General features: G+C 70.1%; 12 protein-coding genes. 10 read left to right on the plus strand and 2 right to left on the minus strand.

The features are described from left to right. Positions 1-146 precede the first annotated feature (146 nt). From ACH4U8_RS41205 to ACH4U8_RS41235, 7 genes are all read left to right on the plus strand, one after another. On the plus strand, positions 147-1,802 hold the full coding sequence (locus ACH4U8_RS41205) for a PucR family transcriptional regulator (protein WP_395783351.1): 1,656 nt from the start codon (positions 147-149) through the stop codon (positions 1,800-1,802). Between the two features lie 259 nt (positions 1,803-2,061). Next, complete coding sequence (locus tag ACH4U8_RS41210; protein ID WP_395783353.1) at positions 2,062-3,540, plus strand: uracil-xanthine permease family protein; 1,479 nt, start codon at positions 2,062-2,064, stop codon at positions 3,538-3,540. Between the two features lie 55 nt (positions 3,541-3,595). After that, a complete protein-coding gene (locus ACH4U8_RS41215; RefSeq protein WP_360321754.1) occupies positions 3,596-4,516 on the plus strand; it encodes a xanthine dehydrogenase family protein subunit M in 921 nt (306 codons plus the stop codon). Then, on the plus strand, positions 4,516-5,058 hold the full coding sequence (locus tag ACH4U8_RS41220) for a (2Fe-2S)-binding protein (protein WP_360321757.1): 543 nt from the start codon (positions 4,516-4,518) through the stop codon (positions 5,056-5,058). The genes ACH4U8_RS41215 and ACH4U8_RS41220 overlap by 1 nt, the downstream gene beginning before the upstream one ends. Beyond that, the gene (cutA, locus tag ACH4U8_RS41225; RefSeq protein WP_379990840.1) at positions 5,055-7,493 is read left to right on the plus strand and encodes an aerobic carbon-monoxide dehydrogenase large subunit; all 2,439 of its coding nucleotides are present in this window, start codon (positions 5,055-5,057) and stop codon (positions 7,491-7,493) included. The genes ACH4U8_RS41220 and cutA overlap by 4 nt, the downstream gene beginning before the upstream one ends. A gap of 15 nt (positions 7,494-7,508) precedes the next feature. Further along, on the plus strand, positions 7,509-8,159 hold the full coding sequence (locus tag ACH4U8_RS41230) for a carbon monoxide dehydrogenase subunit G (protein ID WP_360321763.1): 651 nt from the start codon (positions 7,509-7,511) through the stop codon (positions 8,157-8,159). A gap of 31 nt (positions 8,160-8,190) precedes the next feature. Next, positions 8,191-9,090 carry a carbon-nitrogen hydrolase family protein gene (locus ACH4U8_RS41235; RefSeq protein ID WP_395783355.1) on the plus strand — a complete coding sequence of 300 codons (900 nt, stop codon included), beginning with the start codon at positions 8,191-8,193 and terminating at the stop codon, positions 9,088-9,090. 65 nt (positions 9,091-9,155) lie between these two features. Here the strand turns inward: ACH4U8_RS41235 and ACH4U8_RS41240 are convergent, their stop codons facing one another. Further along, positions 9,156-10,001 (minus strand): hypothetical protein, encoded by an 846-nt coding sequence (locus ACH4U8_RS41240; protein WP_395783357.1) that lies wholly within the window; start codon positions 9,999-10,001, stop codon positions 9,156-9,158. Positions 10,002-10,012: 11 nt separating this feature from the next. Continuing rightward, positions 10,013-10,585: a papain-like cysteine protease family protein gene (locus ACH4U8_RS41245; protein ID WP_395783359.1), complete on the minus strand. Its 573-nt coding sequence runs from the start codon at positions 10,583-10,585 to the stop codon at positions 10,013-10,015. A 281-nt stretch (positions 10,586-10,866) separates the two neighbouring features. On the opposite strand from ACH4U8_RS41245, the gene ACH4U8_RS41250 reads away from it, so the two are divergent. The 3 genes from ACH4U8_RS41250 to ACH4U8_RS41260 are packed head-to-tail and all read left to right on the plus strand — an operon-like array spanning position 10,867 to position 13,875. Next, the gene (locus ACH4U8_RS41250) at positions 10,867-12,006 is read left to right on the plus strand and encodes an amidinotransferase (protein ID WP_395783361.1); all 1,140 of its coding nucleotides are present in this window, start codon (positions 10,867-10,869) and stop codon (positions 12,004-12,006) included. A gap of 7 nt (positions 12,007-12,013) precedes the next feature. Beyond that, positions 12,014-13,039 (plus strand): fatty acid desaturase family protein, encoded by a 1,026-nt coding sequence (locus tag ACH4U8_RS41255; protein WP_395783363.1) that lies wholly within the window; start codon positions 12,014-12,016, stop codon positions 13,037-13,039. Continuing rightward, positions 13,036-13,875 carry a hypothetical protein gene (locus tag ACH4U8_RS41260; protein ID WP_395783365.1) on the plus strand — a complete coding sequence of 280 codons (840 nt, stop codon included), beginning with the start codon at positions 13,036-13,038 and terminating at the stop codon, positions 13,873-13,875. Before ACH4U8_RS41255 ends, ACH4U8_RS41260 begins: the two co-directional genes overlap by 4 nt. Positions 13,876-14,039: the final 164 nt, after the last annotated feature.

A 14,039-nucleotide genomic window follows, 5' to 3' on the forward strand; every position in this document is an offset into this window, starting at 1 on the left:
TGCTTTCCCGAAACGACTTGAATCGGACCGCTCTATGTCTGTTGTGAACGTAATCCAATGGCTATGGTCCTCGAATGGAGCAAGTTGCCAACCTTGGCGCACTTAATTCGCGTAATTTGCCAAGCCCTGGGGAAGGCCCCGGCGGCGTGCGAACCGCGAGTACCGGCACGCTCGTTCGCGGCGTGTCGGTCCGCGACGTGCTGAGCCTCTCCAGCCTGTCCGGCGCCCGACTGATGGCGGGAGAGCGCGGCTTGGACCGCGTCGTCCAGCGGCTCAACGTGATGGAGGTCCCGGACATCCTGCCCTGGACCAAGCCGCACGAACTCCTGCTGACCACCGGCTACCCGCTGCGCGAGACCCCGCAGTCGTTGTGCGACCTGGTCACCGAGCTGGAGTCGCGCCGGCTGGCCGCGGTGGGCATCAAGCTGGGCCGCTACCTGGACGAGTTGCCCGCCGACATGCTGGCGGCCGCCGATCGGGTGGGCCTGCCGATCATCCGGCTGGCCGACGACGTCGCCTTCGACGACATCCTCAACCAGGTGCTCACCGACATCCTCAATCGGCAGGCCGCGGTGTTGGCCCGCTCCGAGGAGGCGCACCGCGCGCTGGTCAGCGTGGTGCTCGCGGGCGGCGGTCTGGAGGCGATCACCGGCGAACTCAGCCGGCTGCTCGGCGGCACCGTCATGGTCACCACGCCCGACGGCCGGCTGCTCGCCTCCTCGGCCTCGGAGGGCGTCGAGGCCAGGGCGTCCGGGCGCGGCGTGTTCGACGCCACCGGCCGGTTCCGGGTCGAGCGCTTCAAGCACGGCGCGCGGGCCCTGGAGGAGCCCGCCGCCAAGGTGGCGTTGGTGCCGATCCTGGCCGGCGCCCTGGACCACGGCCGGGTGGTGCTGATCTCCGCCGGCCGCACGCTCGACGAGAGCGACATCCAGGTGTTGGAACGCGCCGCCGCCACCGCGGCGCTGGTGATCACCAAGGAACTCGCGGTCGCCGCCGTGGAGAGCAAGTACCAGGGCGACTTCATGCGCGACCTGCTGGCCGGCCGGGCCGGCGATCCGGCGCACACCGTCCGGCACTGCGCCTCGCTCGGCTGGGCGATCGACCGCCCGCTGACCGTGGTGGTCGCGCAGCTCGAACCCGGCGAGGGCCCCGACCCGGAGAGCGACGACCTGCGGCCCGCACACGAACGCTTCGCCACCGCGTGGGGCATCGTGGTGCGCGAACGCGATCCGCGCGCGGCCGTGGTCGGCTACAGCCAGGAGGTCGTGGTGGTGATGGGCGCCTCCGAGCGCACCCCGCCCGGCGAACTGGTCCGACACATGGTCGCCCAGGTCTCCGGCGACGGCGGTGGCGGACGCCGCTCGTTCTCCACCGGCGTCAGCCGCGTGGTCACCGACCCGGCGCTGCTGCCCGAAGCCTACGAACAGGCCCGCCGCGCGGCCAAGGTCGGCCGGCAGATGCACGGCCCGGGCGGCATCGCCGACTTCGACAGCCTGGGTGTGTACCGGCTGCTCAGCCTGGTCCCCGACTCCGCCGAACTGACCAGTTTCATGCGGGAGACGCTCGGGGAACTCGCGAGTCGCGAGGACGAGGAGACCACCGACCTGCGCACCACCCTGGAGGTGCTGCTGGACACCAACCTCAACGTCGCCGAGACGGCCCGGATCCTGCACTTCCACTACAACACGCTGCGCTACCGGATCGGGAAACTGGAACGGCTGCTCGGCGCGTTCACCACCGATTCGCATCTGCGGCTCAACATCATGCTGGCGCTCCAGGTCCGCCGCATGCGCGGGCTGTAGCGTAACGCGCACGTACGGAGAGACCCTTGGTTGTTCATCCATACGCCGACACACGAAGGCAACAAACCTTGGGTGAATTCCACAACACCGCCGGGCCGGATCTGTCACCTATCACCCAAGCCGCAGTGTCCGACCCGTCCATAACCTTCCCCCAACCTCGTGGCGAGAACGGCGGACTCCACCGGATCGCGCTCACCGTGCCGGGTCGTGCGACAACGAATCGCCCTCGCACCCCCCTACGCCTGGAAGGCGGCTGAACATGGCACTCGGCTTGGGATGGAAGCTCTACGGGGACGGCAGCACCCCACCTCCGGGTGAGGTCGTACGCCCCGACGAACGGCTCTCGTGGGGTCGGACCATCGGTCTGGGAGCACAACACATCGTCGCGATGTTCGGCGCGACATTCGTATTCCCGGTGGTCATGGGTCTGGACCCGAACCTGGCCATCATGATGTCGGGTCTGGCCACGGTGGTCTTCCTGCTCATCGTGCAGGGCAAGATCCCCAGCTACCTCGGCACCAGCGCCGCGTTCGTCGGCGCGGTCGCCACCATCCGCGCCGCCGGCGGCTCCAGCGCCACGGTGACCGGAGCGATCCTGGTCGCCGGCGCCGTACTCGCGCTCGCCGGTGTGCTGATCCACCTGCTCGGCGCCGAACTCGTCAACAAGGCCCTGCCGCCGGTGGTCACCGGCGCCGTGGTGTTGCTGATCGGCTTCAATCTGGCGCCGGTGGTGGCCGATGTCTACTGGCCGCAGGACCAGTGGATCGCCCTGCTGACGATGACCGCCGTGATCGCGATGACCGTGCTGCTGCGCGGCTTCTGGTCCCGCATCGCGATCTTCCTCGGCCTGGTCTTCGGCTACGCCCTGTCGTGGTTGTTCGACAAGGTCTTCGGCCAGATCACCTCGGTCCAGCCCGGTCAGCACGACGGCAAGGCATTCGCGCACGACCGGGTCGACTTCTCCGGCGTCACCTCCGCCGACTGGTTCGGGCTGCCCTCCACGCACGCCCCGGACTTCAAGACCTCGGCGATCCTGGTCGCACTGCCCGCCGTGATCGCGCTGATCGCGGAGAACGCCGGTCACGTCAAGGCGGTCTCCGAGATGACCGGCGCCGACCTGGACGGCAGCCTGGGCAAGGCGATCACCGCGGACGGCCTGGGCACCGTGATGGCCAGCGCGGTGGGCGGCTCGCCCACCACCACCTACGCCGAGAACATCGGCGTCATGGCGGCCACCCGGGTCTACTCCACAGCCGCCTATTACGTGGCCGCCGTCGTCGCCGTGCTGTTCGGCCTGTGTCCCAAGTTCGGCGCCCTGATCGCGGCCACCCCCGGCGGCGTGCTCGGCGGGATCACCGTCGTGCTCTACGGCATGATCGGCCTGCTCGGCGCGAAGATCTGGATCGAGAACAAGGTCGACTTCGCCAACCCGATCAACCTGGTCCCGGTCGCGGCCGGCGTGGTGATCGGCATCGGCGGCGTCGCGATCAAGTTCAACGACGACTTCACCATCGAGGGCATCGCGCTGGGCACCATAGTCACGCTGGTGATCTACCACGCCCTGCACGCCCTGGCCCCCGCACACATGCGCGACCCCAAGGCCCCGGCCGACGTCGAACTGGAGGGCGGCACCGCGCTGTCCCTGGGCACCGTCGAGGAACACCGGCCTACGGCGCAGCCGTTGACCGGCTCCACCGCCGCCGCTCCGCCGAAGAAGGCGCCGCCGACGTCGAGCTGACGCCGACCCACCCGACGCGCACCACCGCACGCGAACACCAGGAGGAGACGACACCGTGAAGCCGCCGGCATTCCGATATCACGCACCGACCGATCTCGCCGAGGCCCTCGACGCCCTCGACGCGGTCGGCCACGACGGGAAGGTCCTCGCCGGCGGCCAGAGTCTGATTCCGATGCTCAACATGAGACTCGCGGCCCCGGCCCACCTGGTGGACATCAACGGGCTCGCCGAACTCTCCTACGTCCGCACCGACCCCGGCGGCGTCGCGGTGGGCGCGCTCGCCCGGCACGCCGAGGTCGAGGCGGACGAGGCCGCACACGCGGTCGTCCCCCTGCTGCGCCAGGGTCTGCGCCTGGTCGCCCACCCGGTGATCCGCAACCGCGGCACCACCGTGGGCAGCCTCGCGCACGCCGACCCCTCCGGCGAGATGACCGCGGTGCTGGCCCTGCTCGGCGGCTCGATGACCCTGGCCCGCAAGGGTGCCACCCGCACGGTCGCCGCCGAGGACTTCTTCCTCGGACCGCTGGAATCGTGCATCGAAGCCGGCGAGTTGGCCGTGGCCGCGCACTTCCCGCACCTGCCCGGCCGCACCGGCACCGAGTTCACCGAGATCGCCCGCCGACACGGCGACTACGCGATGTGCGGCGTCGCGGCGGCGGTCACCGTCGACGACGACCTGCGGATCGTCTCGGCCCGCGCCGCCTACCTCTCGCTCTCGCCCGTCCCGCTCGTGCTCGACCTGACCGACGCGCTGATCGGCCGCACCGCGGACACCGCGGTCTGGGAGGACGCGGCGAAGCTGGCCGCCGGCAGCCTGGAGCCCGAGCCGGACATCCACGCCACCGCCGAGTACCGCATGCAGTTGGCCGGCGTACTCACCGCCCGCGCCCTGCGCACCGCCACCGAACGCGCGGCCCTGGTCGACCCGAACCCCACCGCACCGAGCAGCACCGGCACCGACGAGCGGAGCGCCTGATGACCGAGACGCAGATCCCCACCGAGCAACGCCTCGACATCCGGCTGAACGTGAACGGCGTCCTGCGCACCGCCACCGTCACCCCGCGCCGGCTGCTCTCCGACTGCCTGCGCCACGACCTGGGGCTGACCGGCACCCACGTGGGCTGCGAGCACGGGGTGTGCGGCGCGTGCACGATCCGGGTGGACGGCAAGCCGATGCGCGGCTGCCTGATGTTCGCGGTCAGCGCCCAGGGCCACGAGATCACCACGGTCGAGGGACTGGCCGACGCCGACGGCACCATGCACCCCGTGCAGCAGGCGTTCCGCGAGTGCCACGGCCTCCAGTGCGGCTTCTGCACCCCCGGCTTCCTCACCGTCGTCTCCGCCTTCCTGGAGGAGAACCCGGCACCCACCGAGGAGGAGGCCCGCGAGGCCGTCTCCGGCAACCTGTGCCGCTGTACCGGGTACCAGAACATCGTGAAGTCGGTACTGCGCGCCGCCGAGATCACCGACGAACGCCGGGCCGCGCAGGCCGAGCAGGCCGAGGGGGACGCCCGATGACCACCAAGATGTTCGGCGCACCCGTACAGCGCACCGAGGACCTGAGGCTGCTGGTCGGCAACGGCCGCTACCTCGACGACCTGGGCCAGGGCGCCTACGAGGCCGCCTTCGTGCGCAGTCCGCACGCCCGGGCCAGGGTCACCGGGATCGACGTCACCGGCGCGCTCGACGTCGACGGCCTGATCGCGATCTACACCTACGAGGACCTGTCCGGCCGGGTCGCCGAGCCGCTGCCGCTGCTCATCCCGCACCCCTCGCTCACCCACGGCCGTACCGCCTACCCGCTGGCCAAGGAGTTCGTCAACCACGTCGGCGAGGCCGTGGTGATGGTCGTCGCCCGGGACCGCTACCTGGCCGAGGACGCCTGCGAGCGGATCACCGTCGAGTACGAACCGCTGCCGCCGGTGGTGGGCATCGAGAACGCCCACCGCGCCGAGCGCCTGGTGCACGACGACGTGCCGGGCAACTGCGCCGCGCACTTCGTCCAGGAGGTCGGCGACGCGCCCGCCGCGATCGCCGCCGCGCCGAACCGGCTGGAGCTCAAGCTCGACATCGAGCGCAGCGCGTGCATGCCGATGGAGGGCCGGGGCGTTTACGCCCGCTGGGACGCGGCCGACGCGAGCCTGCGGGTGTACACCTCCACCCAGACCTCCACCGGCGTACGCGCCGCCGTGGCCGCCAAGTTGGACCTGCCGCTGGACCGCGTCGAGTGCGTCACCCCCGACGTCGGCGGCGGCTTCGGCGTCAAGATCGTGCACCCCTGGCCCGAGGAGATCCTGATCCCGTGGGCGGCCCGGCTGCTCGACCACGAGGTCAAGTGGACCGAGGACCGCCGCGAACACTTCATCTCCGCCGCCCACGAACGCGGCCAACTCCAGACGGTACGGGTCGGGTTCGACGACGACGGCCGACTGCTGGGCCTGGACGTGGAGATCCTGCACGACAACGGCGCCTACACGCCGTACGGGATCATCGTCCCGATCATCACCTCCACCCAGTTGCTCGGCCCGTACAAGCCCGGCGCCTACCGGGTGGACTTCCGCAGCCTCTACACCAACACGGTGATAGTGACGCCGTATCGCGGCGCCGGCCGCCCACAGGGCGTGTTCGCGATGGAGCGGGCGATGGACGCGATCGCCGACCACCTGGGCAAGGACCGCACCCAGGTGCGCGCGGTCAACTTCATCCAGCCGGACGAAATGCCGTACGACCACGGGCTGTTGTTCCAGGACGGCCGGCCGCTGATCTACGACTCGGGCGACTTCCCGGCGTCGCTGGACGCGCTCAAGAAGCTGGTCGGCTGGGACGAGTTCGAGGCGTACCGGGCGCAGGCGCGGGCCGAGGGTCGTCGGGTCGGGATCGGCGTGGCGTGCTACGTCGAGGGCACCGGGGTGGGCCCGTACGAGGGCGGCCACGTCCAGGTCGAGACCACCGGCAAGGTCAACGTGGCCACCGGGCTGACCAGCCAGGGCCAGGGGCACCAGACGGTGTTCGCGCAGATCGTCGCGGACGAGTTGGGCGTGCCGATCGAGGACGTCACGGTAACCACCGGCGACACTCGCCGATTCCCCTACGCGGTTGGCACGTTCGCCTCGCGGGCGGCGGTGATGAGCGGCAACGCCATCGCGCTGGCGGCGCGCAACGTCAAGGCCAAGGCGCTGCGGATCGCGGGCGAGGCGCTGGAGGCGGATCCGCGCGACCTGGAGATCGTCGACGGGCACGTGCGGGTCAAGGGCAGCCCCGGTTCGTCCGTCGCGCTCGGCACGGTCGCGGTGTTGTCCAACCCGCTGCGCTACGCCTTCGACGAGGCGTCCCAGGCGGCCACCCAGCTCACCGGCACCGCCGACCTGACCAAGCCGCCGGTGGCCGAGGACGACGAACCCGGCCTGGAGGGCCGCGACTACTACTCGCCGCCGACCGCGACCTTCGCCAACGGCATGCACGCGGTGATCGTGGAGACCGATCCGGACACCGCCGAGATCCGCGTCCTGCGCTACTGCGTCGTGCACGACTGCGGACACCTGATCAACCCGATGATCGTCGAGGGCCAGGTGCACGGCGGCGTCGCCCAGGGCGTCGGCGGCGCACTGTACGAGCGCATGGAGTACGACGAGCACGGCCAGTTGGTCAACGCCTCGTTCATGGACTTCCTGATGCCGTACGCCAGCGAGGTGCCCAAGATCGAGATCGACCACCTGGAGACTCCCTCCCCGCTCAACCCGCTCGGCATCAAGGGCGCGGGCGAGGCGGGGGTGATTCCCGCGGCAGCCGTGTTCGCCTCCGCGATCGAGGACGCCGAGGGCTTCCCGATCGTGCGGATGCCGATCCAGCCGTCCGAACTCTTCCACCTGCGCAAGCGGTTCGCCGCCGGCGAGATCCCGGCCCTGCGCCGCGGCGCCGACCACGAGCCCGCCCCGCGCAGCGCCCACCGTTAAGGAGCACGACCCAGCATGAAGGTCCAAGGAAACGCCATCCTGAACGCGCCGGCCGACAAGGTCTGGGCCGCGCTGAACGACCCGGCGGTACTGACCCGCACCATCCCCGGCTGCGAGAAGCTGGAGGAGACCGGTCCGGACGCGTACCGGATGACGGTGACGATGGGCGTCGCCTCGATCAAGGGCACCTACCTGGGCAACGTGCAGCTCACCGACCAGGTGCCGCCGGGCTCGTTCATGCTCAAGGCGTCCGGCTCCGGCGGCCCGGGCACGGTCAGCGCGGAGGTCAAGGTCACCCTCGCGGACATCGACGGCGGGCGCACCCGGCTGGAGTACGACGCCGAGGCCGTGGTGGGCGGCGTCATCGGCGGAGTCGGGCAGCGCATGCTCACCGGTGTCGCCAAGAAGACGGCGGGTGAGTTCTTCAAGTCGGTCGACAAGATCCTGACCGGGCAGACGCCGCTCACCCCGGTGCCCGCGGCGGTCAACGGAACTCCCGTGGTGGCGACGGCCGATGGCGTCGCGGCCGCGCCGGCTCTGCCGGCCGGGACGTTCGCGGCGCCGACCGCCTCGCTCGGCGACGACTTCGCCAAGGGCGCCCTGTTCGGCGCCGCGGTGGCCCTGCTCGGTGCGATCGTCGGCGGCGTGATCGCCCGTCGGCGCTGATCCGTCCTCGCCTGCACGGAAAGGAGCAACCATGCGTGCCTTCACGGCGGCGGCCGTCCAGGTCGTCCCCCGACCCGGACCCCTCACGGCGGCGGTGGTCGAGGCGAACATCGCCCACGCGCTGGACTGGGTGACCCGCTGCGTCGAGTCCACCGGCGCCGAGTTGGTGGTGCTGCCGGAAAGCGTGACCACCGGTTTCACCCCGGCGCTGAGCGCCGAGGAGCTGTGGGACCTGGTCGACGACGTCCCCGGCGCGCTCACCGAGCCGTTCCAGGAGCGGGCCCGGGAGTTGGGCGTGCACCTGGTGTGGGGCACCTACGAGCGCGGCGACGACCGGGGCGTGGTGTACAACTCGTCCGTGCTGGCCGGGCCGGACGGCCGGGTGCTCGGCGTCTACCGCAAGACCCACCCGTTCGGGCCCGAACTGCGGTCGCGCGGTGGGTGGGTGACGCCGGGTGAGTACGTCAGCGTGGTGGAGACCGACCTCGGTCGGATCGGCATGATCATCTGCTTCGACGGCGACTACCCGGAGTTGAGCCGGATCCAGGCCGTGCACGGCGCCGAGATCATCTGCCGCCCGTCGGCGCTGCTGCGCTCCGCCGACCTGTGGGAACTGACCTGCCGGGCCAGGGCGTACGACAACCACGTCTACGTGATCGGCGCCAACGCCACCGGCAGCGACCCGGCCGGCGTGTTGTACTTCGGCAATTCGATGATCGTCACGCCGGGCGCGGAGGTCATAGCGCGCGGTTCCTCGCACGAGGGGTGGGTCTCGGCCCGGCTGGACCCGGAGCGGGCGCTGGCATCGTTGACCCCGGGTTCGAACATCCCCCAGGTCTTCGACCACTTGGCGGATCGCAACCTGGACCTGATCGCGAACTACGCGGAGGACCTGGTCCGTCCGGCGAAGACGAGTTTCCCGCACGGGTAGACGCCGGCCCCTCGCTTCGCCCCGGTCCCCCCTGTGTCGGCGGGGGCCGGGGCGAAGGGCGGGGTTCAGCCGGTGTGCCCGCGCCGCCGGCGGAGCAGGAAGGCGGCGCCGCCCGCGAGTACGAGTGCCGCGCTCGAACCGCCGACCACCAGTGCGGTGGCGGACGACGAGTCGTCCGCCGGGTCGGTGGTGGCGAAGCCGCTGGACATGCCCTTGGTGTCGTAGTCCGACCCGGGCAGCTTGTCCGCGTAGCGAGCCTTGACCAGCTTCTGGTAGTCGCCGAGCGAGGCCGTGGACCGGCCGCCCAGACCCTCCATGGCCTGGTCGTCGAGCGCCTCGACGGTGGTGGCCTTGAGCCGGTACCAGGCGTGCAGTTGCGGCTCGGTGAACACCGCGGTGCCCGCCTCGGCCTTGCCGGCGTACGTGCTGTCGACATCGCCGTCCCGAACGGCCGCCAGGTGCCAGCCGCCGCCCTGGGTCGGGGCGAGCATGACGGTGGCATTGCGGCCGTTGACGGGGGCGTCCAGCGAGGCCACGAGGTGGCTGAGCGCGATGGCCTGGCCGGGGATCGGCAGGGCCGTGCCGGCCACGAAGTCCGGCGTGATCTCGTTGACCGCCAGCGGGTCCTTCACGGTGAACAGCGGCAGGTCCCGGCACGGTTCGGGATTGTCCGGAATGTTCACCGGCGTCCGGGAGTCGCCCTGGGGCAGCGGTACGGAGAGGAAGCGACAGACGGCGTTGTGCACCTCGGCGGACTTCACCAGGTCCAGCGCGGCCTGCGGGTCGGGGATGTCCGCGGCGCCGGCCGGACCGACGGCGGTCAGCAGTGCCGACGCGCTCAGTGCCAGGACGGCGGACAGTCGGACGGAACGATTCCTCTTGCGGGTGATGGACGTGTCTGGGTCTCGCATGTCGCCTCCTTCTACTGGGAGATGCCGGTCCTGGAGTGGGTCCACACAAACGAGCTGTTGTTCACATAGTCGTTGTAGTTCCACCACGTGTAGGTCTGGGTGTCCTTCCACGGATCGCCCACGCCGATGGTGTTGTTCGAGGTGTCGTAGCCGTAGACGACATTCATGTGGCCACCGCCGGATCTCCAGCCGATGCGGGCGCCGATCGGCCGGGCGGCCTTGACGTCGGTGCTCACCTCGTTGAACGTCGCCGCCCTGGAGAGGCCGGTACCGGTCTGCTTCATGCCCAGGCCCGACCAGGCGTTCGCCATGTCCTGGAGCGTGGCGGGCTGGTTGTCGCAGCTCAGACCGCTGTTCTTCGCGGCGGCGCGGGTGCAGAAGTCCGCCTGGGTGGTGCCGTAGCCCTGGAACTTGGCGATGGTGAGTCCGGAGGCCACCCAGCACCACTGGGTCTTCTCCTGCTTGAGCATGGTGATTTGGTCGTAGTTGCTTTCCGCCCGGGCCGTGCCGCTCGCGACGAGAAGCAACCCCGAGGCCGTCAACGCGATGACGGACGCGCCGTTCGCGAACCGGAATCTGCTCATACTCCTGCTTTCCTGTGTGGACATGACGAGTTTCGAGCGATCCTGCGATCACATGACAGCGTGAAATGTCCACGTCGCCTACTCGCCACCCGGGAACGACACCCGAAGGAACGAGCCGTCGTATAAGCACAGGGAAGTCCCCACGACGCACCCCAGCCGAACAAACTTAACGTGATGGGGTTGTCTCCAAGGGTGACCATGGCGTTCCATCTGTTACAGGCCATGCACTCTGTGCGACGAGTGCGGCCCGGCCGGCCGAGCCACCCGACGAGGAGTGGACCATGAGTCTCGACCATCTGGACGCAGTCACCACACCGACCGCCCCACCGCAATCGAAGACCCTTACCGGTAACCCCGGTTCGGGGTATCCCGTCGGCTCCTACACGGAGTGGGATCCACTGGAAGAGGTGATCGTCGGCATCGTCGACGGCGCCGGCTTCCCCACCTGGCATATGTCCCTGCCACCGGTCCTGCCCGCCGACCAACACGCGACCTTCAGAAACCGGGCCGGCCGCCCCTTCCCGGCCGAGCAGGTCGAGGCCGCCCGCCGGGAGTTGGAGGGGTTCGTCCATCTCCTCGAAGCCGAGGGGGTGACCGTGCGCCGCCCGGAACCCATCCCCCAGCAGCAGGAGTACCGCACCCTGGACTGGACCAGCACCGGCATGTACGCGGCGATGCCCCGCGACGCGCTGTTGGTGGTCGGCGACGAGATCATCGAATGCCCGATGGCCTGGCGGTCGCGCTACTTCGAGACGCTGGCCTACCGGCCGCTCCTGAAGGAGTACTTCCACGCCGGGGCCCGATGGAGCGCGGCACCCAAACCGGAACTCAAGGACGAGCAATACGACCAGGATTGGACTGATCCCGGCGAGGACGGCCCGACCCGACTGGTGGTCACCGAGTTCGAACCGACCTTCGATGCCGCCGACTTCACCCGCTGCGGGCGGGACATCATCGCCCAGACCAGCAATGTCACCAACACCTTCGGCATCGAGTGGCTGCGTCGCCACCTGGGCGACGAATACCGGATCCACGTCTTCGAGTTCGAGGATTCGCATCCGATGCACATCGACGCCACGTTGGTGCCGATGGCCCCCGGGAAGCTGCTGATCCACCCGGACCGGGTCCCCGAGGTGCCGAAGCTGTTCAAGGGGTGGGATGTAATGGCCGCCCCGCAGCCGGTCATCCCCGACGGGCATCCGCTCTACATGACCAGCAAGTGGCTCAACATGAACATCTTGATGCTGGACGAGAACCGCGTCGTCGTGGAGCGCCAGGACGAGCCGATGATCGACGCGATGCGCAGGTTCGGCTTCACGCCCATCCCGTGCGACTTCCGCAACTTCAACAGCTTCGGCGGCTCGTTCCATTGCGCCACGCTCGATGTGCGCCGGCGCGGCACGCTCGAATCCTACCTGTGAGGTCACGGTGACGCGGATCTGGCGGAACACCCCGAAGGACGCGCTTCTCCTGGGCCTGAGCGTGGCCCAGTTCGCCACCACCGTCTGGCTGGCGGTGCGCTGGGACGACGCCTCGATCCCGGCGCAGGCGGGCGGGACCGCCGCGCTCGCGGTGATGACGGCCTACAACATCATCGTGGTCTCCCATCTGTTCGCGCACGTGCCCTGGTTCACCTCCGATCGACTGAACGCGGCCGTGTCGGTGCTCAATTCGGCCAACATCGGCCAGTCCGTGCAGGCGTACCGACTCACCCACGTGCGCAACCACCATCGGTTCAACAACGACGCGCCGGGCGTGGACGGGACCACCCGCGACACCACCTCGACCTACCGAGGGGGCAAGGACGGCGAGCACGCCCCGCTGCTGCGCTACGCGCTCGGCGGGGCACTGGAGTCGTTGCTCGACCGTGCCCGCGAAGTGTCGTACGTGGTCCGACTGTGGCGGGTCGGTCCGGGCGAGAGCACGCTGCACGCGCTGGCCTCGCGCCGGGAGAGTCGGCGGCGCAGCGAACTGCGGCTGATCCGGGCGGATCGGGCGGCGCACGTGCTCACCCCCGCGCTGCTTGCGGTGATCTCCTGGCAGTGGCTGCTGTTGAGCTACCTGCCGGCCTTCTTCGTGGCCCTGACCATGGTGAACGTGCAGAACTACTACCGGCATTACGGAGCCGACCCGGGCTCGCGGGCGGCCGACTCGGTGAGCCACTACGGGCGGTTGTACAACCTGCTCACCTTCAACGACGGCTTCCATCAGGAACACCATCTGAGCCCGGGCATGCACTGGTCGAAGATGCCGCAGGTGCGCGAGCGCAACTGGGCCAGGTTGGCCGCCGGGCCGCGAATAATCAGCCCGGTTCCGGCGATGCTCGGATTCCTCGATCGGGGGCGGCCGTTGCTGCATCGGGAGGCGGCGGGCAGGGCGGCCGGTGCTTCCGGCGCATCGGGTGCGGCGGGTGCGTCCGGTGGCTCCGTGACCGAATTCGGGAGTGCGTCGTGATCACCGGGCGGGCGTTGCCCGCGACGGGATTTCGTGTCCACGAGACGGCGCGCGTGGTGGACCTGTCCGCCGTGCGCGACGTGCTGCACGGCGAGTTGGCCGCCCATCGGGTGACCGGGTTCCTCACCCCGCAGGAGTGTGCGCGCATCACCGCCAACTTCTGGGCCTCGGAGCGGCGTACCCCGCGCTACGGGGCGGGACAGGACGGCGTCGAAGGGTACTTCGTCGGGGCCTCGCACATCGAGAAGACCACCGCGGAATACCTGTCCGAGGTGGCGAAGTCGGCGGATGCGGTCGCGGCCCTGTACGAGGGGGCCTTCGATCCGGTGGCGGCCCTGCGCGACGCGCTGGTCGACGAGGGCGTGGTGACCGGGGCCCGCCCGGCGGTGCACGGCGACCAGGCGGCGGGCGACTCGAAGGCGGTGTGCTGGAACCAGACCGGCGCGTACCAACTCATGCCGCACGACGATGTCGCCCAGCTTCGCGACCCGCTCCAGGCGGGTTTCGAGATCCAGCGGTTGTCCCGGGTGATGGCCGTCAACGTCTACCCGCAGGTTCCGCAGGGGACCGGCGCGTTGCGGTTGTGGAACGTCGAACCGGACGACGCGTCACGGGCGGCCCTGGGCTTGACGTACAGCGGCTTTCCGTATCCGCCGGAGTTGTTGGCCGGCCACGCCCACCTGACGCTGCCGGTCGGCGGCGGCGATCTGTGCGTGATCGACGGCAACCTCGCGCATGCGGTGGTGGGCAGCGAACACGCCCAGCCCGCCGCGCGATTGTTGCTGACGTGCTTCACGGCCCTGGGCGGTGATGGCGAACTGGTCTGGTGGACCTGAGCGTTCGGGACGCGCTTGGGGAACGGGGGGACGGGTCGGGGTGGGGGGGGGGCGGGGGGGGGGGCCCCCCCCCCCCCCCCGCCGGGGGGGGGGGGGGCGGGGGGGGCCGCCCCACGGGGGGGGCGGCCCCCCGCCGGGGGGACCAAAAAGCAGACCACCAAGAA

Origin of the sequence: Embleya sp. NPDC020886, assembly GCF_044333915.1 — a bacterium.
Taxonomy (GTDB): Bacteria; Actinomycetota; Actinomycetes; order Streptomycetales; family Streptomycetaceae; genus Embleya.

Bases quoted from the DNA above. Each gene is read 5' to 3' on its own strand.
- ACH4U8_RS41240 (WP_395783357.1), bottom strand. From the start codon at position 10,001: ATGCGAGACCCAGACACGTCCATCACCCGCAAGAGGAATCGTTCCGTC.
- ACH4U8_RS41230 (WP_360321763.1), top strand. From the start codon at position 7,509: ATGAAGGTCCAAGGAAACGCCATCCTGAACGCGCCGGCCGACAAGGTC.
- ACH4U8_RS41250 (WP_395783361.1), top strand. From the start codon at position 10,867: ATGAGTCTCGACCATCTGGACGCAGTCACCACACCGACCGCCCCACCG.
- ACH4U8_RS41245 (WP_395783359.1), bottom strand. From the start codon at position 10,585: ATGAGCAGATTCCGGTTCGCGAACGGCGCGTCCGTCATCGCGTTGACG.
- ACH4U8_RS41220 (WP_360321757.1), top strand. From the start codon at position 4,516: ATGACCGAGACGCAGATCCCCACCGAGCAACGCCTCGACATCCGGCTG.
- ACH4U8_RS41235 (WP_395783355.1), top strand. From the start codon at position 8,191: ATGCGTGCCTTCACGGCGGCGGCCGTCCAGGTCGTCCCCCGACCCGGA.
- cutA (WP_379990840.1), top strand. From the start codon at position 5,055: ATGACCACCAAGATGTTCGGCGCACCCGTACAGCGCACCGAGGACCTG.
- ACH4U8_RS41210 (WP_395783353.1), top strand. From the start codon at position 2,062: ATGGCACTCGGCTTGGGATGGAAGCTCTACGGGGACGGCAGCACCCCA.